The organism is Eubacterium sp. AF36-5BH (assembly GCF_003460505.1).
Lineage (GTDB): Bacteria > Bacillota > Clostridia > Lachnospirales > Lachnospiraceae > Eubacterium_G.
On the sequence record NZ_QTVG01000012.1, the window covers coordinates 1 to 24,061 of the forward strand.

The 24,061-nt window shown below is 31.0% G+C and carries 20 protein-coding genes; 18 read left to right on the plus strand and 2 right to left on the minus strand.

Features of this window, described 5'->3' with window-relative positions:
• Window positions 1–121: 121 nt before the first annotated feature.
• Window positions 122–3,793, plus strand: a complete 3,672-nt coding sequence (locus tag DW006_RS11025; RefSeq protein WP_118000580.1) for a hypothetical protein — start codon at window positions 122–124, stop codon at window positions 3,791–3,793.
• A 117-nt stretch (window positions 3,794–3,910) separates the two neighbouring features.
• On the opposite strand, the gene DW006_RS11030 is transcribed toward DW006_RS11025, so the two are convergent.
• Window positions 3,911–4,831 (minus strand): tyrosine-type recombinase/integrase, encoded by a 921-nt coding sequence (locus DW006_RS11030; protein ID WP_118000582.1) that lies wholly within the window; start codon window positions 4,829–4,831, stop codon window positions 3,911–3,913.
• Window positions 4,832–5,297: 466 nt separating this feature from the next.
• Between DW006_RS11030 and DW006_RS11035 the strand changes: the two genes are divergently transcribed.
• The 14 genes from DW006_RS11035 to DW006_RS11100 all read left to right on the plus strand — a co-directional run bounded on the left by DW006_RS11035 (window position 5,298) and on the right by DW006_RS11100 (window position 20,985).
• The gene (locus DW006_RS11035) at window positions 5,298–5,594 is read left to right on the plus strand and encodes a helix-turn-helix transcriptional regulator (RefSeq protein ID WP_158561124.1); all 297 of its coding nucleotides are present in this window, start codon (window positions 5,298–5,300) and stop codon (window positions 5,592–5,594) included.
• Window positions 5,595–5,728: 134 nt separating this feature from the next.
• Window positions 5,729–6,100 carry a hypothetical protein gene (locus tag DW006_RS11040; protein WP_118000586.1) on the plus strand — a complete coding sequence of 124 codons (372 nt, stop codon included), beginning with the start codon at window positions 5,729–5,731 and terminating at the stop codon, window positions 6,098–6,100.
• 61 nt (window positions 6,101–6,161) lie between these two features.
• The gene (locus tag DW006_RS11045) at window positions 6,162–6,500 is read left to right on the plus strand and encodes a helix-turn-helix transcriptional regulator (protein ID WP_118000588.1); all 339 of its coding nucleotides are present in this window, start codon (window positions 6,162–6,164) and stop codon (window positions 6,498–6,500) included.
• A 30-nt stretch (window positions 6,501–6,530) separates the two neighbouring features.
• On the plus strand, window positions 6,531–6,926 hold the full coding sequence (locus DW006_RS11050; protein WP_118000591.1) for a recombinase family protein: 396 nt from the start codon (window positions 6,531–6,533) through the stop codon (window positions 6,924–6,926).
• 20 nt (window positions 6,927–6,946) lie between these two features.
• The gene (locus DW006_RS11055) at window positions 6,947–7,447 is read left to right on the plus strand and encodes a type II toxin-antitoxin system PemK/MazF family toxin (RefSeq protein ID WP_118000593.1); all 501 of its coding nucleotides are present in this window, start codon (window positions 6,947–6,949) and stop codon (window positions 7,445–7,447) included.
• Window positions 7,437–7,661, plus strand: coding sequence for a molybdate-binding protein (locus DW006_RS11060; RefSeq protein WP_243002617.1), 225 nt, complete (start codon window positions 7,437–7,439; stop codon window positions 7,659–7,661). Before DW006_RS11055 ends, DW006_RS11060 begins: the two co-directional genes overlap by 11 nt.
• Window positions 7,662–7,787: 126 nt before the next feature.
• Window positions 7,788–9,002 (plus strand): site-specific integrase, encoded by a 1,215-nt coding sequence (locus DW006_RS11065; protein WP_158561125.1) that lies wholly within the window; start codon window positions 7,788–7,790, stop codon window positions 9,000–9,002.
• Window positions 9,003–9,537: 535 nt separating this feature from the next.
• The gene (locus DW006_RS11070) at window positions 9,538–10,320 is read left to right on the plus strand and encodes an AAA family ATPase (RefSeq protein WP_118000597.1); all 783 of its coding nucleotides are present in this window, start codon (window positions 9,538–9,540) and stop codon (window positions 10,318–10,320) included.
• Window positions 10,313–11,161: a ParB/RepB/Spo0J family partition protein gene (locus tag DW006_RS11075; protein WP_118000599.1), complete on the plus strand. Its 849-nt coding sequence runs from the start codon at window positions 10,313–10,315 to the stop codon at window positions 11,159–11,161. The genes DW006_RS11070 and DW006_RS11075 overlap by 8 nt, the downstream gene beginning before the upstream one ends.
• Window positions 11,145–12,275, plus strand: coding sequence for a DUF6017 domain-containing protein (locus DW006_RS11080; protein ID WP_118000601.1), 1,131 nt, complete (start codon window positions 11,145–11,147; stop codon window positions 12,273–12,275). Before DW006_RS11075 ends, DW006_RS11080 begins: the two co-directional genes overlap by 17 nt.
• A 199-nt stretch (window positions 12,276–12,474) precedes the next feature.
• Window positions 12,475–13,410: a CAP domain-containing protein gene (locus DW006_RS11085; RefSeq protein ID WP_158561126.1), complete on the plus strand. Its 936-nt coding sequence runs from the start codon at window positions 12,475–12,477 to the stop codon at window positions 13,408–13,410.
• Between the two features lie 76 nt (window positions 13,411–13,486).
• Window positions 13,487–17,785: a SpaA isopeptide-forming pilin-related protein gene (locus tag DW006_RS11090; protein ID WP_243002618.1), complete on the plus strand. Its 4,299-nt coding sequence runs from the start codon at window positions 13,487–13,489 to the stop codon at window positions 17,783–17,785.
• Complete coding sequence (locus DW006_RS11095) at window positions 17,769–18,473, plus strand: class B sortase (protein WP_118000607.1); 705 nt, start codon at window positions 17,769–17,771, stop codon at window positions 18,471–18,473. Before DW006_RS11090 ends, DW006_RS11095 begins: the two co-directional genes overlap by 17 nt.
• Window positions 18,474–18,594: 121 nt before the next feature.
• A complete protein-coding gene (locus DW006_RS11100; protein ID WP_158561127.1) occupies window positions 18,595–20,985 on the plus strand; it encodes a glycoside hydrolase domain-containing protein in 2,391 nt (796 codons plus the stop codon).
• A gap of 750 nt (window positions 20,986–21,735) precedes the next feature.
• On the opposite strand, the gene DW006_RS11105 is transcribed toward DW006_RS11100, so the two are convergent.
• Window positions 21,736–21,942, minus strand: coding sequence for a hypothetical protein (locus tag DW006_RS11105; RefSeq protein ID WP_118000611.1), 207 nt, complete (start codon window positions 21,940–21,942; stop codon window positions 21,736–21,738).
• A 284-nt stretch (window positions 21,943–22,226) separates the two neighbouring features.
• On the opposite strand from DW006_RS11105, the gene DW006_RS11110 reads away from it, so the two are divergent.
• From DW006_RS11110 to DW006_RS11120, 3 genes are all read left to right on the plus strand, one after another.
• On the plus strand, window positions 22,227–22,733 hold the full coding sequence (locus DW006_RS11110) for a helix-turn-helix domain-containing protein (RefSeq protein ID WP_118000613.1): 507 nt from the start codon (window positions 22,227–22,229) through the stop codon (window positions 22,731–22,733).
• Window positions 22,734–22,832: 99 nt separating this feature from the next.
• Window positions 22,833–23,039 carry a hypothetical protein gene (locus DW006_RS11115; protein ID WP_118000615.1) on the plus strand — a complete coding sequence of 69 codons (207 nt, stop codon included), beginning with the start codon at window positions 22,833–22,835 and terminating at the stop codon, window positions 23,037–23,039.
• 293 nt (window positions 23,040–23,332) lie between these two features.
• The gene (locus DW006_RS11120; protein WP_118000617.1) at window positions 23,333–24,043 is read left to right on the plus strand and encodes a response regulator transcription factor; all 711 of its coding nucleotides are present in this window, start codon (window positions 23,333–23,335) and stop codon (window positions 24,041–24,043) included.
• Window positions 24,044–24,061 lie beyond the last annotated feature (18 nt).

Consider the following 24,061-nt stretch of genomic DNA (forward strand, 5'->3'; position numbering starts at 1 on the left):
AGATAATCAGCTATTATCCAGCATTTATTAAAAGACTCCATATTTGCTTAATATTCTTAATAATGTATAATATAAAAAAGGATATTGTTTACGGGATAAAAGGAAAGGGAAAGATCTGCAAATGGCAAAAGAGGAAAAAAATTACGAACCTATAATATTTATGAATACTCCGATAATGAATAAAGACGATGATGTTATTGGGATATCATCATCTGTGGATGCAATAAATATTGCATTGGAAGATGGAGCAAAAATGGTTGGAGTTGTGGCTGAATATGGTACTGGAAAATCTAGCCTTACGGAAATGCTAATTAAATCAAAGCCAAAGAAAAAAGAAATTAGGGTTAATATGTGGGAGGCACTTGATAATAAAGGTGACGACAAAGATAATGACTCGTTAAAAAAGACCTTTATATACCAGTTGGCTAAAGGAATAGGTCAAGGTAAAGCAAATCATGTTAATAAAATACTTAGCAGAAATTATGGAATTATATCATTTAGTATTGGTCTAAAAAGATATTGGATTTGTTTAATAATAGCATTAATATCCACTTCGTTATATTTCATATTAGATGGAATAAATATAAAAAATTATATGCCAATATGGGGGATAAAACAAGAAACAGTATATATTTTCAAAGTCTTTTCGCCAGCATTGTTATTGATATCAATTATACTTATCGCAATAGGACTAGTTGGTACAAATGTGGCATTTTCTAAATGGAAAGATGAAAATAGCAGAATCACAGAAATTAATGAATTGTTTTATGCATATTCATATGTTTACAAACTTTTGTTATCTATAAAAAAACAAAAAATTATCGTAATTGAAGATTTAGATAGAATAGAGAATAAAGATATAGTTATTAGTTTTTTGAAGGAATTATATAGATTTAATAATTTATTTAACCAAAAGAGTACGAGGAAAGAGCCTGCTTTTATAGTATCAATTGCACCAGAGTGTCTTTTGGGAAAAATTCAAAGTGATATAAAAGCAGAGGATAACGATAATGAGGATAAAATAAGTAAGCAATCAAAAAGAATAAATATGTATTCAAAAGTATTTGATTATGTTATTGAGTTAAAGCCTATTCATTATGATGATTATGAAATTGTATTAAGAGATATTATTAATAGCGAGCCGGATAAAAAAAGACAATTAAATAAATTACTAGAAAGAGAATCAGAGAATGACACATTGCCAAAAGAATTTAAATGGATATATAAAGGGGATAATTTAACTATAAGAGAAATAAAAGATAGGCTAAATAAAGCTATTTCATTATATATTGATTTGAAAAATAAAAAGTATATTAGCAATCCATATATTAATTTAGAAGCTTGTTGTGTGGTTACGTATTTAGAAGCAGAATATAATGAAGAGTTTTATATAATTACACATAAGGAAAGAATTTTTTCACAAATCATACAAGAATCTTACAGTAAAAAAATTACTATGGATATGATAGCTGATAAATTGGGAACAAAAGAGATTAACGAAGAATTAGCTATGGTGATAGGAAATAGAATATTAGATATAGATTTTAAAATGTATTTTTATTCTTTTCCTAAAGGAAGCTATATTAAAAATATCGACGAAAAACAAGTATGCAATTATATAGAATTACCTGATGAAAGTGAATATAAAATTGAAGAGCTTGGGGGACAGGTAGAACGTATTTATAATAATAATAAAGAAAAGACGTTAAGTGATTCTATTAGAAAAGTGCAAAGAAGAGGTCAACTTTTTCCAAAAGTTATTTTTGAAAATAATAGATTATTTAATATGGCATTACAATGTGATAGTGAAAATTTAATAAAGTCACTAGATTTAATAATGAAATATAGCGGAGCTTCAATAAATAAGGAGGATATTAGACTGTTAACTAATGTAAAGAATCATTGTATTGAACATATAGATTTTTTACGACGATTTGTAGATAGCATAGTGTCGCAAAGCGATAATTTGTCTATAGAAGAAATCATAAATCGAAGGATGCTTCTAACACTCATTTTTATAGATGACATAGATTTTGTAAGAAATATGTTTATTAATGCAGATGTTCAATTACCAATAATTGAAGAACGAGAAATCAAAGAGATTAATAATGTGAATAAAGCAATAAAACTTGTCGATATGAGTTACATTGATTCTGAAAATTATGCTTATATACAGGATATGTTAGTAGAAGATGAGTTTGTAGAATCAAATTTAGAAAATGCAGTCAATGTACAAGAAGCAATAATGGAAGTTGTCGATTTTGAAAATATAGTCGATTGTGTATACAGTTTTATAAGTAATAATAAAATTGTACGGGACTCGATATTTACAGTTTTAGCAGATCAAGCAATAGCTGGAAAATTTGAAAAGATAAAAATGGTTGAATATGTTAATAATTTGCCGGTTGAAAGACTAACAGATTTATATTTTGAATTAATAAATAGGTTAGAGTTAACTGAAGGATTGAGTGATGAAATTATAACAAATCTGATAGAAAAGAAATTGTATGAGACGCCGTTATTGCATTATTGCGAAAAGGACAATTTGCAGAAAATGAACTTTACAGAGGAAGAAAATGCAGCGGGAATAATTTCTGCATGTGAAAATATTAACAATATAGATTCTTATTATGTCCCTAAAATAAGATTTGAGATAATTGAACAAAATAATGGTGTATTTCCCAAATTTTACGAGAAATTATATTCGGATAGATATGAACTCATTTGTAATAAGGAAATATTTCAAATGGAAAAATTTGAATATGGGCTTAAGTGGCTTTCTGGAGATAGAATAAATGAAACGAATTTAGATAGAGTATTAGAATGTATTAATTCAGATATAAGAGAAGGTAGAGAGTGCTACATTATATTTGAATATTTATTTAATGATGAATATGTGGACGCATGTGCTGACAATACTATAATTGAAAAAATTGTTTATGGATTAGACAATAAAAAGATTATGTTTAACTCTATGACTAAAGAACAAATTAGTAAAGTTATAGAGATGTTGACAGCTCCACTGAATTTAAATATAGCTGAAGAAGCAAAAAAATTCATGTTATCAGTAAATTATTTAGATGAGGAGTTGGAAAAAATAGTATATACTGAACTAAATACTGATAAATATATTGATTTCATTAACCAGCTAAATATGTGTTCAAAATGTACCATACAAAATATAAAAGCTCTTACACCATCTTATCCATTAAATAGCAATATAAGGGATAAATTATTAGAAGATGAATGTTATGAGTATTATATAGTGGGAAAAATTTTATATGAAAACAAATTCGAATTCCCTATGGAAGGAGTTCCCGTTGAAAAAATTATTTTGCTTTATAGAGAAGAATCAGAAATACTCAATTATCTTATAAGTAATGATGATTTTATTGAATATGTTTATAATAAAAATATGTTCTGTTATATGGGAAAATGTAATTTTGATATGGTACGACCATTTCAAAAATTCAAGCAAACATTTGATGTAGTAGAATTTGTTTTAGTTTGCTTAGAATCAGACGAAGATATTGAAAAATATTTACTTGAATTAAATGAAATTTCGGATTCAGATAGTAGCGTGAGAATATCTAAATTACTTATTGAAAAACAATATATACAGTATTTAAGGAGAGATGATGTGTTTGAACATGTTAAACTTAGGCTTTGGGAAATCGTTTCTAAAAATAAAGGATATAAAGGCTCATTTACAAGAAAAAGAAATAAGTTTGTAAAAAATCCTGTTCTAGTAAAAAATCCTCATAGCAATATAAAGTATCCATATGTGAAGTAGAATAGAGAACATATTAATGCAGCAACTTTGAAAATTCAAATGTTGCTGCATTGATTTTATATTGAATAATATTGTTGAAATTATGATTTTCGTAAATAATATAAATAGCATATTTATCTAAATATGAAAACCATTCCGTGGATGTTTATTAGTCAGAATATCTCTTTGTTTTGCAGTAGTTACATGAGTGTATATTTCTGTAATATTAATTGAACTATGTCCGAGCATTTCTTGAATATATCGTATATCCACATCTGCATCTAAAAGGCTGGTTGCAAATGTATGACGAAACATATGAGGTGTAATATGCTGGGAGATAGATGCGAGAGAAGTATATTTGTTTATTATTCTTCGTACTGTCTGATCTGATAAAGGATGCCCAGACTGGTTAGCAAAGAAATGTCCACAGTTTGCAATTTCTTTAGAAAAATCTAATCTATATTCTTTTAAAATATTAAGAACTTCAATATTTCCAATCTGCAATCGTCTCTCTTTCGAACCCTTTCCGGATATTAAAATAGTTCCGTCTTCTAAATTAACATCATCTACCTGTAATGAACATAGTTCAGATATTCGCATACCAGTAGCAAATAGCAATTCTATTGTAGCTGCATCACGCAGAGCATTTCTCTTTTGATAAGTAGTTTTTGCAACTGCCTTTTTTATATATATAGTAGATAGCATTTCTTCTACAGTGTTTAAAGGAATTATTTTGGGTAAATTTGTCGGTTCACGAAATTTAATTAGTATTTTATTAAATGGATTTAAATCAATAATTTCACGGTATTCAAAATAATGAAATAAAGCCTTCATAGATGCTATTTTTCTTTTTACAGTTTTAGGCTTGTATTTTCGGTGAAGCTTACTTATGTAGTTCTCAAGCATAGTCGATGTAATATCCGTCACATTAGGTGTAGAAATATCTTGACAAAATTGAGATAAATCAATTCTATATGCTTTTAGTGTTTTATAGTCCAGTCTTTTTTGTTCTTCACAGTATTTTAAATAATTTTCAATATTTGTCTGTAAGTTGCTCATAATAAAATCTCCTTTGCATTTGTAAATTAAATAGACTTATATCGTATATCTATTCTAGGATTTTTGCTATTAATTAAATTGGTAGATTTTAGGAGTTGAGTAATTCTTTTTGTTGAAAAAGGATAAATCGGAATATGATTCGGATAATTTCAATGTATTTCCGAATAATGTTGGGAGGAAAAGAGCAAAAGAAAAATATATGATTATTTAAGGAAACCAGTAATTGAAACAAGTTGGCTTAAAGGAAGATGAAGTGTTCTAAACAAAGATTCGTAGGAGAAGATATAGATGGTAAAGGAAAAATTCCAAGTTTATTGTGCAAAATATAATTATAGATTTTTTCAATTGATTAGGGAAAAATTTGCATTTATGCCAAGATGTCAAAATGTAAGTACAAGTTTGCCACGAAAAGTTTTATATATCAGACTTCTATATTTTCGACAGCAGCCGGAAAGTTGGGGCTGATTTGTATTACGACATAAAAGAGAGCGGAAGTAGAATTAAATATTTAAGGAAGCAAAAGGGTTATACGCAGAGAAGCTTTGCAGATGAGATTGGAATATCCCCAAGAACATATAGTGGAATAGAGTCTGGAGCACATAGTACAAGCATAGAAACATTTGTAGAAATGGCACGGACTTTGGAAACATCATTAGACTACATAATTGTGGGAAAAGAAAATAATGATTTATTGCATAATATTCCGGAAGAAAAAAAGAATCTTGCTATGAAGATATTAAAGGGTATATTGGATAACATTTAAGGATACGTAAACGATACGTAGTAAGTACGCAAGTAACCACATAGAAAACATCGTGAAAATTCGATAAAGTTATCGTGTGATTAAGAAACGTGCACATTGATTAGTCAAATAATAATGAAAGAAGGAACAAGTTTATGCGAAAAATATTTGACGGAAGAGAAGTAGCTAATGGAGTGATTTTTATTAAGTCGGGAAAAGATTTTAATACAGTTGTTGATGTTGCAAAGCGTATAGGAAAAGAGTGTAGAAATCGTGGATTAAATGTAGATTACTGGTTTCTTGATGCCAGTGATGAAACAACGATTGAAAGAGAAATGATAAAACAATTTCTTTATGAGATGGAAGAAGAAAACATTAAATTTGTTGTAGTCAGAACATTAAAAGATATCAGCGATAATGAACTTGAAAGACAGGCATTTCTTGAGGTAATGATAGATTGTGGAGTAGGAGTTTATCTGTTTGACGAGGGATGTTTTGCAACAGTCAATTACGAATGTGGTTGCTAAATAAATTATAAAAAATAAGCTGTAATGTAAAATTATGAATTAAAAACTAAGGAGAATAGAAATGAGACAAAATAGCTTAAACATATATGATTCTTATATAGTCGGGCAAAACATTAGAACAATACGAAAAGAGAATAATATGTCGGTTTTAGATTTAAGTGAAGCCATTGGAAAATCAGAAGATACAATAAATAAGGTGGAACAAGGGATTAGAAATTTGACTATTAAAACATTAGTTCAAGTGGCAAATGCATTGGAGACAGATGCTAATACAATATTAGGATTTAGCGTTAATGTATCAGAATTTGAACATAAAATTAATAGTTTAGAAATAAGCAAGAGAAAACAATGCATGGAAATTTTTAACAGTATTTTAGATAGTGTTGCAAAAGAAAAATAATCCTATGTAGCTATATAAGGAGGTCATTAAATGTCAAAACATAGAAATGGGAGTGTAATAAACGCAAAGAAAGGTAAGTTAAGAGCAATAGCTTATTTGTCTGAGGATGGAAGCATATATGAAGCAGATAAGAAAGAAAATAAACAGTTGAAGTTTATACAGCAGTATGCGAAAGCTCACGGTATTATGATTGTAAATATAATTCGGCGAAATGCAATGGGACCAATGATTATGAATAAACAAATTCAGAACGTTGTTGAATCTATTAAAAAAGGCGATGCAAATGCAATTATTGTTACGGAGATTGCAAAGATATCCCGTAACAGCGTTGATGCATATACAAAAGTAGGAATGATAAATGAAGCTGGAGGAACAGTGGTATCAGTTATGGAAGGAATACTAGAATTACCAATACGAAAAAGATAGAGTAGCAGGAGGACAATACAGTGAAAAAAGTAAAATTCAAAGTTAATGATAGACTTTTATGGAAGAACTATCTGATTAGAGGAGATGTTGTGTACGTTAAATTAGACAAATATATAAACAGTTGTGTGCAATCGGGTATAAGACCGTGTGTAATTGTTAGTAATAAAAAAAGTAATCAGAATTCAATGATTTATAATGTATGTCCGTTCACTTCACGAATGGACAAAAATAGGCATCCAATGCATATTTTTGTAAATAAGGAAAACATGGAGGGATTTTTGGAAAAGAATTCTTTAATACTGACAGAACAAATATTAACAGTAGATAAAAGACAGGTGTTGGGACATTTGGGAAACTTATCCAATAATAAAAGGATTATAAAGTTATTGGATAGAAATTTGATGAAACAACTTGATTTAGAGGAATCATTATATTGGAAAGAGGATTTACCGGTTGAGTTGATAAATATAATAGAACAATACTTGAATAATTCAAAAAGGATAGGCATAGATGAAGTATAAGATGGAGTCAAAAAGCGTTAAAGAAGATATAAATTATCTTGAACCAGCTTTGCTAAATTTAGAGCAAACATGTAAGTATCTATGTATCGGAAAAACTTCTTGCAGAAGACTCTTTAAGGAGCATGCACATGAGTTTGTTGTACGCATAGGAAACAGGTCATATGCAAATAAAAGATTATTAGACAAATGGATAGCTGAACAGACTAAATCCTAAATTAAAAAATATTTGTATAGAAAATATATAAATAACCAAAGAATTGGGTTGTAAAAGAGAGCAAACTTTGCTAAAATACAATTAGAACGTTTGTTCCCTATTGCGACTATGCAGGAGGTAGAACAAATGAATAAAACAACAACTAAAAAGAATAAAAAAGAACCTAATTTAAGAAGACGCTCCAATGGTTTATGGGAAGCAAGAAAACAGGTTAATGGAAATTCAGTTCGTGTTTCAGGATTCGACAAGGAACAGGTATTGGCAGAATTTGATAAGAAAGTTCAAGAGGCTGAGAATCCTATACTTATAAGTAGTGATATTACGGTAAATGCTTTCAGAAACAGATGGTTTAATACATTTAAAGTTCCTAAAATAAAAGCTACAAGTGTATACCCTATGACTAGAAGATATGAAAGAACTTTTGGTGAAAGGATTGGAAAGAGAAAGTTAAACAGTATAACTTATTTTGACATACAGGAAGCTATTAATGGAATGATGAGTGATGGCATTGGTGTTACTACAATAAAAGATGCTCTCGGTAGTCTCAGGGAATGTTTTGAATCTGCTAAGAATAATGGACTGATTGCTATAAATCCTTGTTTTGATATTATTCTTCCAGAAAAAACAGATTCCAAACAAAGGCGATTTTTAACTGTGGATGAGCAGAAAAAATTCTTGGAGACAGCAGAAACAGAATATGTATGGTACTATCCAATGCTTAAAGTTATGTTGCTGACAGGTATGCGTATCAGTGAGGTTGGAGGATTATGTTGGTCAGATGTAGATTATGAAAATGATATTATTCATATCAGAAGAGCATTATATAGTCAATATGAATATGGCGAAAGACATTTACGTTTTACAACTACAAAGACTATTAATTCAGTAAGAGATATTCCTATGATGGCTGATTGCAAGAAAATGTTAAAGCTTCAAAAAAAGAATCAGGACAGGATTAAGAAAGAATTGGGGAAAAGGTACAGGAGTGAATATGAAGAAGGACTGTCTGATTTAGTATTTACATCTTCAATGGGATCGGCAGCGACAAGATATAATGTTGCACCAATCATAAACAAGATTGTTCAATCAATTAATCTTCGAGAAGATTATGAATCTGTACAGGAAAATCGTGAACCGGTATATATGAAACCTGTATCGCCACATGCACTTAGAAGAAGTTTTTGTACAAGATGTTTTGAGGCAGGTATGAATATTAAAGTTGTTCAGAAGATTATGGGGCATAACAATTATGCAACTACAGCAAATATTTATACAGAAGTTATGCCTGACAAAATGAATGAAGAAATTGAACTATTTAATTCTAAGTTATTAGCTCTGTAGGGTCGTCCAAGTTTTGGAATAGTCCAACTTTCTTAAAATTAGAGTTTGGTTGAAAAATTAGTTGTGTGATAACAATGATTTTATAGTCCAACTTGTGAGTTGGACGAGCAATAAAAAATATATAGTGATTTGCCTATTATAATAGGAAGTGATAGAAAAAATTAGCACTTCAGATGAAATAAATTGTAAGTTATCATAACTTGATATTATAAAAAAAGAATTCTATTTTATAATGGGTGAAAACCCACATTATAGAGGAGAAAATCCCTTAAATGTACTATTTTTAGTATGTTTGAGGGATTTTTTTTGCTTTCTGAATCCTGAAAATGCAAAATATCTTAAATTCATAAAATATCATAAATTATCACGTCTTATCGTAGAATTTTGGTTTATTTTGGTTTGATTTGGGAAAATTTTGGTTCAACCAAATTAGATGCGAAGTCTTCATGTTTCTTTAGTAAGACGAAAATGTAACAGAATAATCAGAGTCGATATGAGTTTTCATTCTAAAAATTATATAAGGAGGAAGAAAGAAATGTGTAAGGTAATTGCAATAGCAAACCAGAAGGGTGGAGTAGGAAAAACTACTACAACAGTTAATTTAGGTATTGGATTAGCAAGAAAGGGGAAAAGGGTTCTGCTAATAGATGCAGATCCACAGGGTAGCATGACAGTAAGTCTTGGAATTGATGAACCAGACAAGATTGAGTATTCATTAGCAAATGTGTTAATGGACGTTGTAAATGAGGAAAAAATTGATTATAAGAAAATTATTTTAAAACATGAAGAAAATATTGATTTTATCCCGGCAAACATAGAGTTGGCAGGATTAGAGGTTTCTATGGTTAATGTAATGAGTAGAGAATTAGTAATGAAAAGATTTATTTCTAATATAAAAGAAAACTATGACTATATTCTCATTGACTGTATGCCAAGTCTTGGAATGATAACCATTAATGCACTTGTGTGTGCCAATTCAGTACTAATTCCTGTTCAGGCATCGTATTTACCGGTAAAAGGATTACAACAGTTAATAAAGACGATAAGCAGAGTAAGAAAACAAATAAATCCGGAACTAAAACTAGAAGGTATGGTTATGACAATGGTAGATATGCGTTCTAACTATACAAAGGACATATTAATGGCATTAGAGAGCACCTACGGAGAAACAATTGGAATATTTGACAGCAGAATACCAATGTCAGTGAGAGCTGCAGAAACAAGTGCTGAGGGGAAGAGTATATATATTCATGATCCAAAGGGAAAAGTGGCAAGAAGTTATGAAGAATTAACAGAGGAGGTGCTTGTACATGAGTAAAGTAAGAGAAAAAATAAAATTAACAAGTTACGATGAATTATTGAAAGTGGAAACAACAGACGGATTAAAAGAAATAGATGTAGATAAATTACATGATTTTAGCAATCATCCATTTAAGGTGTCGGATGATGAAAAAATGGAAGAATTAACAGAGTCAATAAGGGAAAGAGGCGTACTTCTTCCTATATTGGTTAGGAAAACAAATGACGAAGAATACGAGATAATATCGGGGCATAGAAGAACACATGCAGCAAGGCTTGCAGGAATTGAAAAGGTGCCGGTTATTATAAGAGAATTAAGTGATGACGATGCAACAATAGTAATGGTTGATTCAAACATTCAAAGGGAAGAAATACTTCCAAGTGAAAAAGCCTATGCATTTCAAATGAAACTTGAAGCGATTCACCATAAAGGAATAAAAGGAGCAGAAAGCAGGGAAGTTGTAGGAGAGGCAAATGGCTTGTCAGGGAGACAGGTATCACGATACATAAAGCTTACTAATCTGTTACCGGAGTTACTTGAAATGGTAGATGAAAAAAAGATTGCCATAAAACTTGCAGTGGAAATAGCAGAATTGTCAGAGAATGAACAGCAGGATATTTTAGATTATTTCAATCTTGGATATAAGGTTAGTTTAGAGCAGATTAAGGCAATTAAAAATAAGGAAAAATCAACAGACATCATTGAAAGAACGGAAGAGAAAACTAAGGAGAGTGCAAAGGTTACAATATCCCGAAAGAAACTTAATCAGTATTTTCCTGAAAATTATACAAAGGCGGAAATGGAGAACATAATTTACCAGTTATTGGAGAAATGGAAGAGTGATGGTTATGACATTTGATTATTATTATGGAGCTCAGGCAGAGCAGTTTAATTTCATAAGAATTCCCAAAGCAATGATTGTGGACCCAATGTTTGCGGATTTGTCAGTCAATGCAAAACTTCTTTATGGAGTTTTGCTTGACCGAATGAACCTGTCAATGAAGAACAGATGGTTCGATTCAGAAAACAGAGTGTACATAATTTATCAAATTGCAGAAATAATGGAGGACTTTAACTTTAGTAAAAAGACAGCTGTAAGATATTTAAATGAGCTTGAAAATTTTGGATTGGTTGAAAAGAAAAGAAGAGGTTTGGGACTTCCAAGCCTCTTATATGTAAAGAATTTTGTTGTGTTTCAGGACCATTCGGAGCCTGATGACACAGATTTTGATGATGTAGCAGAAGATGACAATTTGAATGAAAATATGGAAACTTCAAGAGGTATACAGAGAGAAACTTCCAGAGGTGTAGGAACTCACACTTCAAGAAGTGTAGATATGGAAACTTCTAAAGGTGTACAGAAGGAAACTTTAAGAGGTGTAGGAACTTACACTTCAAGAAGTGGAGATGTGGAAACTTCTAAAAGTGTACGACAGGTTACATCAAGAGGAGTAAAAAGTGAACTTCAAGAAGTAACCAAAAGGGGTCCGCTTATTAGTAAGACTAATAGTAATAATATTAATATAAATAATACTAAAGAGAGTAATAATATCTTATCTAATCCCATGGTGAAAAATGCAGTTGATGTGATGGGAAGAGAAGAAGAATCAATTTTTGAAAAATATACAAAAATGGTAAAGGATAACATAGACTATGATGTTTTAATTAGTAGACATTATCTTGAAAAGTCAATGATAGATGGAATGGTTAATCTTATTGTTGAAACTATTATCAGTGAAAATGATTATATTATTATTTCAAGTACAAAGTTTCCAAAAGAGACTGTAAAGTCCAGATTCTCAAAATTGGACATCAGTCATATTGAGTATGTGTTAGAGTGTATGAATCATAATACAACAAACATAAAAAACATTAAGAAATACCTGTTGGCAGCACTTTATAATGCACCAACAACAATTGACAGTTATTATAAGGCAAGAGTGCAACATGACATGCCGGAACTTGCAAATTAGAAAGTGGGACACCGGGTCCCAATGTTTAAAATACAGAGTATGGTTGAAAGAGTCGAAATTCAACCACATTAGAATTTGAAATCGAAGATTACTATGATAGAATATATTTATCAATTCTTGGTGGAATTACCACAACACTAAGAATGATGGATATTTGTTATAAATGGTTAAAATACAATTCGACAGAAGGGTTGGAACAATGATTAAGAAAAAAAGTAAATATTTGATTATGGCAATGCTGGTTGTTACACTAGGGTTTTGTTTTACCACCAAAACCGTAAATGCCAAGTCAGTGGGAAAAGTAACAAACGTTAAGGTTTCTTCCATTACAAAAAAGTACAAGACAATAATGGATGCAAGTTTAAGAAAAACATCAGTTAAGTACAAAGCAGGTTATAAGATAACATGGAAGAAAATGAAAAATGTTTCAGGTTATAAGGTATATGTTTATTATCCGGCAGTGAAACAATGGAAATGCGTTAAGACAACAAAGAATAATAAATATACACTGACAAATCTATTAGCCAATGAAAAAGTTAAGCTAAAGGTAAGAGCTTATAAATCTACAGATAATGGAGCAAATGAGCAGGGAAAGTTTTCAAAGACCATAACAGTGAAAACAAAGAGTCTTACATATGTTAAGAAATCCAATGGAAAAATAAAAAAAGGATTTCATGACAGAGTGGCAGCGGAAAATGCTTTCATAGTGCAGAATGGTTACAGAACCAAAGCGGGAGCAGATAAAATTGAATGGTCGGATACGTTATATAAGATTTGCCTTATAAGGGCAAAGCAAATAAGCAAGAACTTTTCACATAACGGATGGTCAGACACAGCGTTTGATTTTCTACATAAGAATTATGGCATAGATGAAGAATATTATTGGTACAAAGGTGATAATGGCATGGAATATGGAGAGCCATATGTTTCAGGTGAGAATATTGCAATGGGTGCAACCAATTATAAAGATGCTATGAAACAGTGGAAGAACAGTCCGGGACATTACAATAATTTGAAAAGTATCAGTCATAAAAGCGGAGCAATAGCATGTTATGAATCAGGTAACGGCACATATTGGGTAGCCTTGTTTTCAGACATTAATGTAGACAAAATACTCAATGAAACAAGTAAATAAAATAGTTAGAACGTCTTATTAAGTTAAGGCGTTCTTTTTTTGCACAAAGACAAAATTTTTAGGAGGAAATGTGAAAATGAAAGTTAAGAGAATTATAGCAGGATTATTGGCAATGGTAATGTTACTTACAGCCACATTGCCAACAAGTAATGTAAAAGCAGCATCAGGAACAGCATCGTTGGATTCCTTAGGAAAGCTTGGAACAGTCAACGTGGGCTCGAAAAGTGAAAGTGGCATATGGCTACAGACACTTGTAAATGAAAAGCCGGTTTTTTGTATGGATTTGGGATTGGCATGTCATACAGGATATACCTATATTTCAAAGACAAAGACAATTAGCAGTGACAGTTCAAATAAGAAAGATGCGTTGGAAGCTAAAATTGGATATTGGTATGCCATAAGCAAGAATAAAAGTAATAAGGCTTGGGTATATGCACAGTGTCTTATATGGGCTGTTGAAGAAGGAATTACAAGCGAAAGTGGATTAAAGGACATAATAAGCCAGGTAAAGAAAAACACCGGTTATTATTCAAACGATACCATATATTCAGATATCTTTAATCCTGGAAAGACAGTATCATGTGATGTGGATATTTGGGAATATTCAGGAAGTACAAAAAAGAATCAGGTTCAGAGGTTATTACAGATAAATTCAACAGAAACAGAATATAATTTTTATCCGTTAAAATCCAGTGACTATTATCGTCAGAGAATAACTTTACAGAAGCAGGATGAAGATGGCAAGGCATTGTCACAGGTTACATTTAGATTTACAACAAAGAATATTAAAGAATTATATTCTTATCAGTACAATGGTTGGGGAGACTCAGTTAAGGAAGACGTAGATGGTGATGCTACAACGTTTACACAGGATGTTAAAACAGATTCAAATGGTAAGATTATCTTTAGATTTACATATCAGTTAAATTCAAAGAAGTATTACTATGTAAAGGACAATGACTTAAAGGGAATGACAAATGATGAGAAGAAAGAGATAAAAGATACTTTAGATGACAAAGGATATTCATATGCATCAGATTTGTCAAAAGCAGGAGCACAAAAGTTAATAAAGAATGACATCAATGACCAGATGGATGATATCTCAAACAATTATGTTATAGAGGAAATCTCATCAGGTAACAACAACATTCTTACATCGTTTGTTGTTGATGCAGGTTTAAACAAGATTACCAGTCAGTCATCAAACAAGGTTACAGTAACACTTACAAAGTCTGATTCATGGAAGAAGAACAGTGACGGAAAGTGGCCCGAGACTGCAGAAGAGTTATACAGTAATTACAAGCTTGCATACAAGCCTGTTCTTAAGGACAAATACAAGAAAGTAAAAATGACTGTGTGGAAAAAGGATTCTGAAACAGGCAGTACACCACAGGGAGATGCAACATTGGAAGGCGCAGTGTATGGAGTATATTCAGATGTAGCATGCACAAAACTTGTAAAGTCATACAAGACCAATGCCAAGGGTACATTTGAAACAGACTATTACAGATGTGGTGTAAACATGTACTTAAAGGAAATTACACCGCCTGAAGGCTACCTTAAAAATGACAAGGTATACACAATCACAAAGGATGGTCAGCAGTTTACCAACGAATACAATTCGGCAGAAACACAGGTTGATGACGACGTGGTAAAAGGTGACGTATCAATTATTAAGGGAATGGGAAATGGTCTTGCAGGTATTGTTGCACCTGAAAACAAGGCACAGTTTCAGATTTACCTTGCAAGTGCAGGTTCATATGACAAGGCAAAGGCAACAGAAAGAGACATTCTTACAACAGATTTAACAGGTTATGCAAAGTCAAAGAAGATGCCATATGGAACATATGTGGTTCATCAGACTGTTGGAGCTACAAACACTGAAAAGTGTCCTGACTTTTACGTGAATGTGAAGGAAAACGGAAAGACATACAAGTATCTTTTAAACAATCCGGAATTCAACGCATATCTAAAAATCGTAAAGAAGGATTCAAAAACAAATCAGACAGTTTTAAAGGCTGGAACAACATACCAGATTTACAAAGTTGATAAAGATGGCAAGGAAACTCTTGTGACACAGACACACAGCAATGGAAATGCAATAGAGGTTGTGGACAGATTTGTAACAGATGAAACAGGAGAAATCATTACTTATGAGAAATTGAAAGCCGGCACATACAGGGTTTATGAAATCGAAGGACCTGAAGGATACAGGGTGAACAGACAGCCGGTAATGGTTGAGATTAGCAGTAACTCATACAAGACAATGGTGGACAAGCTTGGTAAGGAATATCTGTATGCAGAGTGTGAGTACTATAATGATGTGACTTACGGAAAATTTACAATAAATAAAAGTGGTCCTGAATTATGCAAGAAAGATGATGAAAGCAATTCAGAAGAAAGTAAGTCAGATAAAGATGAGGAAATCAATAATTTAGTTAACACAGAAAAGAATGGAACAAAGGGAAGTAATGCAGAGAATGGTGAAAATGAAACAACATCAGACTTATTTAATCCATTTAACTACAAGGACACATTGCTAAATGGTGTTGTATTTGAACTTACTGCAAGAGAAGACATCATGTCACAGGATAATCAGGGAACAGTATTGTTTAAAAAGGATTCAGTTGTTGCAAAAATTACAACAGGTGAAAAGGCAGAGTTTACAAATGATTGCAATGGTATCTGTGGTTACGTGTTAAACGATGACGGAACAATGACACTTAATGTTCCACTTGGAGAATACACCTTAAAAGAAGTAAAGACAAACTATGGTTATGTTCTTCCAGAACAGTCATTCTGGAACTTAAGCTTTAAGTGGAATAACAAGGATGATGAGTATGTGTTTGACATTTCTGAAAACTCAAAGGATGGAAAGATTGACATACACAATGACATGGTAAAGACAGACATTACACTTGAAAAGCAGGATTCAAAGACAAATGAGCCTGTTGGAAATGCAAGATTTGGATTTTATTCAAGGGACAACATTTACGATAAGAATGGAAATGTGATTGTTGCTGCAGGTGAAAAGATTGCAACAGTAACAACTGACAAGGAAGGAAAGGCGAAAATCCCATTTGATGTACCTGTAATGGATGAAGGTTATGGAAAGATGGAAGGCAACTTAAATTCAGGAGATTACTATTTCCTTGAAGAAAGTGTTAGCGACAGTTATTACATTAACAGGGAAAAGCATCAGGTACATCTTGAATACAAGGATCAGAAAACTGCAGCTGTATCAACCAAGGCAGTGGTTAAGGAAGAACAGACTGAAACAGTAATCAGCAAAAGAATGATTGCATCATCAGTTGAGATTAAGGACTGCCATTTGAAAATCAGCGATGAAAATGGTAACGAAATCGTAAGCTGGATTACAGGTGACATTTCATCAGTTAAGTTAAATGAAAAGATTGATGAGATGGGATATGATAACGTTCGTGTAGAAAAAGGTGACGGTTATGCAGTTAAGATATACGGCTTACTCCATGACAGGGAATACACATTAACAGAAACAAAGCCGGCGGACGGTTTTGTAACCACAAATGACATTACCTTTAAACTTGTGGAAAGTGATGATGAAAATGCAAAGACAAGGGTACTTATAAAAGATGGTGATGCTTTTAATGAAAATATTGACAATCAGGTGGTAATGTATGATGACACAACAAAGATTGAATTTTCAAAGACAGACATTACAAATGGAAAGGAACTTCCGGGATGTCATATGCAGGTAACTGAAAAGGACACAGGAAAGGTAATGGATGAATGGGTTTCATCAAGACAGAGCCATGTGATTGAAGGAAAGTATGCCGTGGGAAAAACTTATGTTTTAATGGAAACAAAACCAAGAGACGGATACGCAACAGCAACAAGTATTGAATTCACGGTGGCTGATGATGGAAAAGTCCAGAAGGTAAACATGGTGGATGACACAATCAAGGTTGAATTCAACAAGATTGCATCAGACACAAAGAAACAGCTTGGTGGTGCAAAGTACAATGTATATGACAGCAAGGGCAAGAAGGTGTATGAGTTTACAACCGGAAAGAAAGCTAAATTTATCGAAGGCATCTTTAAGGCAGGAGAAACCTACACATTTAAGGAAGTGGATGCACCAGAGCATTACAAGGTTGCAAAGGATAAGAAAATAAGAATTAAGGACACGGGAAAGGTTCAGAAACTTACAGTTACGGATGAAAGAATCCCTGTGGTACCTGACACACCACAGACAGGCATTAATGGAAAAACAGCAGGAATGGTGGTTTCATTTATTTCATTATTACTTGCACTTGGATGTTTTGCATGCGTAAGAGCAAAGGACAGGTCAAAATACAATTTTAAACAGGAGAAGGACGATGAAGAGGATAATTAAAATATCTCTGATACTTCTTTTAGTGGGGATGGCTGTGATTGCAGCTGTCCCTTTTTTTAAGGAAAAAAGAACAGAGAGAAAGTATGAGAATGAATTTAAGAACATACAGGAGAGTGTGACAGAAAAGAAGTCTGATGTAAATGGTCTTGTAAAGAAAAACAAGGACTGCATAGGTTATGTGGAAATACCGGGAACAACAATAAGTTATCCTGTGATGCAGACAAAGGACAAACCGGATTTTTATTTGAATCATGATTTTAACAGGAATTACGGTTTTTATGGAACACCATATTTAAGTGCATACTGTGATGTGAAAAAATCAGATAACCTGATTATTTATGGTCACAACATAAACGGAGGAAAAATGTTTGGAGCATTGGAGAAGTATAAGGATAAGGAGTTCTTTAATAAGCACAGGAAGATATATTTTACAACGGATAAAAAGAGAGAGTATGAAGTGTTTGCAGTGATGAGTGTTAACATACATAAGTTTGAATACTGGAAATTTGTAATGGCAAGGGATAAGAAAGAGTATGACGAGTTCGTTGACAAGGTGGAAGAGCATAGTTTGTGGAGACAGGGGAATAAACCCAAGTATGGAGAACAGATGCTGATGTTGTCAACTTGTGATAATGGAAAAGGGGATGACTGGAGAATTGTTCTAATAGCCAAGTGTGTATATTCTTAACGTAAAAAGGAAAAAAGTGCAGTATAAGAAAATAATTTTGAATAAGAAGTTTACAAAAATATGTATATTACCTTTTTATATGGTATAAGCGCTTATGAAAAAAATTAAGGAGAATAATATTATGGATGAAATGGTAAAAAGAACGCAAGTTTATTTGAATGCAATGTATGGAGGAAATTCAGGGTACGAAGTTATACCAGAAAATGGAATTACTGGTTGGACCACAATTTATGCATTAACAAGAGCTTTGCAAATTGAATTAGGAATTACTGCAACAGCAGATAGCTTTGGACCAACTACAATTTCAAAATTTAATTCTAAATTTCCGAATGGAATAAAACAGCAAAATAGTAGCGATACTACAGAAAATAACATATATGCAATTATTCAAGGGGCATTATGGTGTAAAGGCTATTCAACAGGAGCAACAGGAATAACAAAACACTTTTATAGTGGTACAGGAGGAGCTGTTAAGAAAATGAAAGAAGACGCAGGTTTAACTAATACAGATTCTACAGTTACACTTGCGGTAATGAAAGCATTGTTATCCATGAATCAGTACGTCACTTTAACCTTAAGAGGAGGAAACGAAAAGATAAGACAAATACAGCAGCATTTTAATAATAAGTATATTGATTATATAGGACTTGCTCCATGTGATGGAGTTTATGGAAGAGAAATGAATCAAGCTATGATTAAGGTGCTACAGGCAATCGAAAAATTTTCTGTAAGTGAGGCAACGGGATATTTTGGAGAAGGTACAAAGAATAGATTACCAATGTTGCCATCAAAAACGAATGAAGAGGCAATCTATTTATTTAGGGCAGCATTATGTTGTAACGGATATGATGTCTTGCTGTCTACAACTTGGGATACAGCTTTAGAAAATAAAATAGATGAATTTCAAAAAGACATGTTACTAACTAGAACAAAAAAAGCAGATACTAATACTTGGATGGCATTATTGGTGAGTAGAGGCAATACTGACAGATCAAGTAATGGTTGTGATACAAGATTTGAAATGACACAAGATCGTTTAAATATACTAAAGGCAAATGGTTATGAAGTAATAGGACGATATTTAACAGGAGGTAGTTTTAAAGAATTAAGAGAAGGAGAAGTAGAGCGAATTATTTCTAATGGTATGAAACTGTTTCCTATTTTTCAAGAATCAGGTGCAAATCTTGAATATTTTACATCTGCGAGAGGAAAAATAGATGCAGAAAAATCAACAAAAGCAGCAAGAAAATACGGCATTCCAAAAGATAGTATAATATATTTTGCTGTTGATACAGATCCATTAGATGGAGATATTACAGGAAAGATATTACCATATTTTAAATCATTGTCAGAAAATTTTGATCCAGAATATAAAATTGGGGTATATGGAACACGTAATGTGTGCACACAAGTTTGCAATAAAGGATTTGCAGAAACAAGTTTTGTAAGTGATATGTCATATGGATTTAGTGGAAATATGGGATTTAAAATTCCTCAAAAATGGAATTTAGATCAATACTATGAAATAAAAGTATCAGAATCTGGATGGGATTTTGATTTAGATAAAACAATGTATTCAGGACGTTTTCCATTAGTAAGCAAAGTGGAACATAGCAGTTATGAAAGACCAGAAATTCCAACAGTAAAGGAACCATCAATCAATACATTAATTGATGATATTAAAAATTTGGAAAGTATGTATGTAACTTATTATGAAAAGAATGTGGGTTCAACAACAAATCCAAGTATTGTCACACCAAATGTGGTTGTTAATGGAATAACTAACTTTTTAAGGGGTGAAGAATATGAAGGATGGCAATGGTTCTTTACTACAGGTCATGCAGTTGACGAAGCATTTTCCAATTATGTGAAGAAAAATAATGCTGAGTTATATAGTAGACTAAAACCTTACATAAGAAAGGAAACATCTAAAGAAAAGAGATTTCTTTTATCAGATGGGAATATAGGGCTCATAGATCTAAGTCATATGGCAGCAACGATAGAAGCTTATTTAGGAACAGGATTACCTCCTTCATTTTGGGCTGGCTGGGGAGGTGACCTTGCAACTGGTATGAGTGATACAACTATTAATTACGAAAATAAAAATAAGGATGGTTTTGAGATATATAAGGATAAAGATTTACAAACTATAGCAAATATGACCATCGGAAAAAATACATTAACGTGTAATTATTCAGATTTTTGCTGTGATTTTGATGCGTATGCTATACAGAAAAAAATTAGAAGTTATACAGATGAAACGGATTATCATAGATTTTCAAAAGCATTATCATGGTATTATACAGCAGAATACGCAAAGAGATTTGAACAGATTTTTGATGAGATTGGATGCTCAAAAACTCTAGGAGGATTAAAAGCTGCAGTATATGATAAGATGACAGGTGTGGACGAAAAAGTAGGATTGCTTTTATTGAAAGCAGATAATCCTTCTGATGAAGTAATTCAAGCATGTTGTTCTTCATTTGCAAATTATGTATATAGTATGATTTAAATTAAATAATAGGAGTGTGGCTGTTGTGTTCTGCAACAGTCACATTTTGGATTTAAAACCAATATTTAGTCAAATTGCAGGAGAGAAAATTTAAGGGTTGTCTAATTGTAAGTGTAATCATAATTTATTATGAAAAAATTTTTTGCTAATTAATTGACCTAATAAAAATATGAGTGTTGAAATAAAAGAAATAAAGGCAAAGTATATAATGGTTTCAAAGTTATAATTATGGTATGAACTTTTAATAATGCTTAACAAAGGAAGAAATAAAGCAAAGGTATTTATGATAAAAAATATTAGAGAAGACAATAAAAAATAATATGGTTTAGTGCGTTTATTTCTTTTTTGTGTAATGAGTCCAATAAAAAAACTTGTGACATAGATTATAGCATGATAAAAAATCCAATAGAAACCAAAATACCATAAGTAGAATAAATCTGATGAATGAGGGATAAATGTTCCAATAATCATTATTGAAACGAGAGTCGTAAAATATAAGGTAAGTGGTAAAAATCTTTCAAACAATATTCTAATCATATAATATAGAAACTCCTTTAAAAACAATTATCCTAATATTATAATGTGAATTTTTTTTTGTCAAGAGAGGTGGTTTGCTAATTAGTCAATGTTATTACCTAATTAAGCAAATAAGGTAGAATGATTTAAAAAAATGTTATATAAAAATATAAATTCTTGTAATAATAAAATACTAACTCAACGTACGTTTAATTAAAACTTTACCAAAAAAAATTATTTCTTTTGTGGAAAGTCTATACCGGATGTGTCAGGATTATTTAGAATGCCTAACAAAACACATATTGCACAAATGCTTTGTACTACTGTCATTATAGTATCATTGTCTATAATAAATCCAAGTGATGAAAGAATTGTTAATAAATATCCCGTTAGTCCAATTATTGTAGCTGGATTTTTTAATCTGTTTAAATATTTTCTCATAATATCGCCTTCTTTCTATAGTTGATAATTTATACATTGAGTTAGTATATTGATTAATAAGAGAAAAACAGCTTATTTGTAAATATATTTGCAAAAATAAATGGAGATCAACATAGTAAGTTAAACAAGATTAAAAAGCATATGAGGTTAAAAATATTTAGAATACAGTATAGTTTGAAAAAGTAAATATTGTGAGTGCAAGTTATATAGAAATTAATTAAAAATGTTTTTAAGAGTTTACATATTTGTCTCTTTTTTCTTTTTAAAAAGAAAAGGAGACAAGTATGAAGGCAGAAAAGTTCGCAAATTTAGTTAATAAGGCAAAAAATAATTCCGAAGCAGTAATGGAGATTTTAAAAATTATGAAACCGATAATAAACAAATATGTAAAGAAAATTTATTTTATGGATAAGGAAGATGCTGAACAGGAATTGAATTTAGCAATAATAGAAGCTATTCAAAGAATATCAAATTGTAAATATGATGGACAGTGTATAGTATATATTGAAAATGCTATTAAATTTAAATATGCACATTTGTGTAAATCTAATATTAGAAGAGAAGAAGCAGAAGGAAAGTATGTAGAAGAATTAAAAGAAGTATTGGTAGGTGAAACAAGTTTGGAAGTTGAAAAAACTATAGATTTTAAAAGTAAAGTGCAGCAATTATCAGAAAAGAAAAAACAAATTTTAACGTATTTATATTTAGGATATACAGATAACGAAATTGCAAAAGAACTAGGAAATTCTAGACAATACATTAATAGAGTAAAGAAAGAACTATTTAAATAAATTTATCAGTATAATTTGATGTTTGGTTACATAAATGGTTATATAAAGAGGTTTGAAAAATGATTATAATAATGGAATATTACAATTTTGGAGGTTATTATGTTTAAAGTAAATAGTTCTTTATCAAAATCTAATATTTCGAGAACAATTAGATTTTCGGAAGAGACATACAATTCGTTATTTGAAATTGCTGAAATAGAGCAGGTTTCATTTAATTCTTTAGTTCTTCAATGTTGCAGTTATGCAATTAATGATTATGAAAAAATAGACTTGTTAAGAAAAAGAAAGAATAAGGATAGGGAGTAAATAAAAAAATGGTTATGTATAATGGGGGGAGTTTTTTTATAGAAAAGTTTAATAAACTTATATTGGTTAAGATTAATCAAGGAATAATGTAAATTATGTTGGCATAATGAAATGATAGAAGTAATTGCTAGTGATTAATAATTATAATTACTATAATTAATGTTTAAAAAAGCATTTAATGTGATATGGAGATAAAGAACCATAATAGTATTGTATTATGCTCTATTAAGTAAATGTTTAATAGTAAGGTCAAAGAAACAAAATGTTAGGTTTAATAGGAGGGGATAAAACATATGAAAATGATGGTGTACAAAGACAAAGAAAAAATCCTGAAAAAGCTGTATAGTATATTGGAAAGTATTGGTAAGGAAAATGGATTATATATTTTTTTATTAACGCCTAAAAATGCACATAGTTTAAAAGAGTATATCTGCAACAATAATATAGATGTAATGCTACTGGATATTTTTATAGAAGAAGATGTTTTAAATTTAATGAAAAAAACTAGTGAGAGTAATCAAAAAATGAAAATGATATTTACACCGTTGATGTATCATAATATATTAAAATGTTATGAGATAAAGGTTATAAAAAATAATATTACACCAGTAGATAAGGATAAAATAGATCCAATAGTTAAAGACTGGTCGAATCAATTAATTGATAGAAATGGTAAATTCATTATTGAAAAAAATGATTCAGGCTTTTTTAAAATTTATTTTGATGAAATTTTATGCATTGAAACATATAATCGAAATACTTTAGTACATACACTTAATGAAGATATTCTAAGTTATAAAAACATGAAACAACATATGGCAAGATTGAACAGTAGTTTTGTAAGATGTCATAATAGTTATATTGTAAATATGGCTTATATTAAAAGTTATAGAGGAAATGAAATATATCTAACGAATAACAAGGTTGTTTGGGTTAGCAAGAGTAGACGAAAAGAATTTTTAAAGTCATTATCAGATTATTATGATAATTATTTAAATGTTTAGATAGAGTAATAGAAAATT

Excerpts from the sequence above, each read along its gene's own strand:
- DW006_RS11120 (WP_118000617.1), top strand. The coding sequence starts at position 23,333 with ATGAAAATGATGGTGTACAAAGACAAAGAAAAAATCCTGAAAAAGCTG.
- DW006_RS11025 (WP_118000580.1), top strand. The coding sequence starts at position 122 with ATGGCAAAAGAGGAAAAAAATTACGAACCTATAATATTTATGAATACT.
- DW006_RS11085 (WP_158561126.1), top strand. The coding sequence starts at position 12,475 with ATGATTAAGAAAAAAAGTAAATATTTGATTATGGCAATGCTGGTTGTT.
- DW006_RS11100 (WP_158561127.1), top strand. The coding sequence starts at position 18,595 with ATGGATGAAATGGTAAAAAGAACGCAAGTTTATTTGAATGCAATGTAT.
- DW006_RS11060 (WP_243002617.1), top strand. The coding sequence starts at position 7,437 with ATGAAGTATAAGATGGAGTCAAAAAGCGTTAAAGAAGATATAAATTAT.
- DW006_RS11045 (WP_118000588.1), top strand. The coding sequence starts at position 6,162 with ATGAGACAAAATAGCTTAAACATATATGATTCTTATATAGTCGGGCAA.
- DW006_RS11040 (WP_118000586.1), top strand. The coding sequence starts at position 5,729 with ATGCGAAAAATATTTGACGGAAGAGAAGTAGCTAATGGAGTGATTTTT.
- DW006_RS11070 (WP_118000597.1), top strand. The coding sequence starts at position 9,538 with ATGTGTAAGGTAATTGCAATAGCAAACCAGAAGGGTGGAGTAGGAAAA.
- DW006_RS11095 (WP_118000607.1), top strand. The coding sequence starts at position 17,769 with ATGAAGAGGATAATTAAAATATCTCTGATACTTCTTTTAGTGGGGATG.
- DW006_RS11110 (WP_118000613.1), top strand. The coding sequence starts at position 22,227 with ATGAAGGCAGAAAAGTTCGCAAATTTAGTTAATAAGGCAAAAAATAAT.
- DW006_RS11105 (WP_118000611.1), bottom strand. The coding sequence starts at position 21,942 with ATGAGAAAATATTTAAACAGATTAAAAAATCCAGCTACAATAATTGGA.
- DW006_RS11115 (WP_118000615.1), top strand. The coding sequence starts at position 22,833 with ATGTTTAAAGTAAATAGTTCTTTATCAAAATCTAATATTTCGAGAACA.
- DW006_RS11080 (WP_118000601.1), top strand. The coding sequence starts at position 11,145 with ATGGTTATGACATTTGATTATTATTATGGAGCTCAGGCAGAGCAGTTT.
- DW006_RS11075 (WP_118000599.1), top strand. The coding sequence starts at position 10,313 with ATGAGTAAAGTAAGAGAAAAAATAAAATTAACAAGTTACGATGAATTA.
- DW006_RS11050 (WP_118000591.1), top strand. The coding sequence starts at position 6,531 with ATGTCAAAACATAGAAATGGGAGTGTAATAAACGCAAAGAAAGGTAAG.
- DW006_RS11065 (WP_158561125.1), top strand. The coding sequence starts at position 7,788 with ATGAATAAAACAACAACTAAAAAGAATAAAAAAGAACCTAATTTAAGA.
- DW006_RS11090 (WP_243002618.1), top strand. The coding sequence starts at position 13,487 with ATGAAAGTTAAGAGAATTATAGCAGGATTATTGGCAATGGTAATGTTA.
- DW006_RS11030 (WP_118000582.1), bottom strand. The coding sequence starts at position 4,831 with ATGAGCAACTTACAGACAAATATTGAAAATTATTTAAAATACTGTGAA.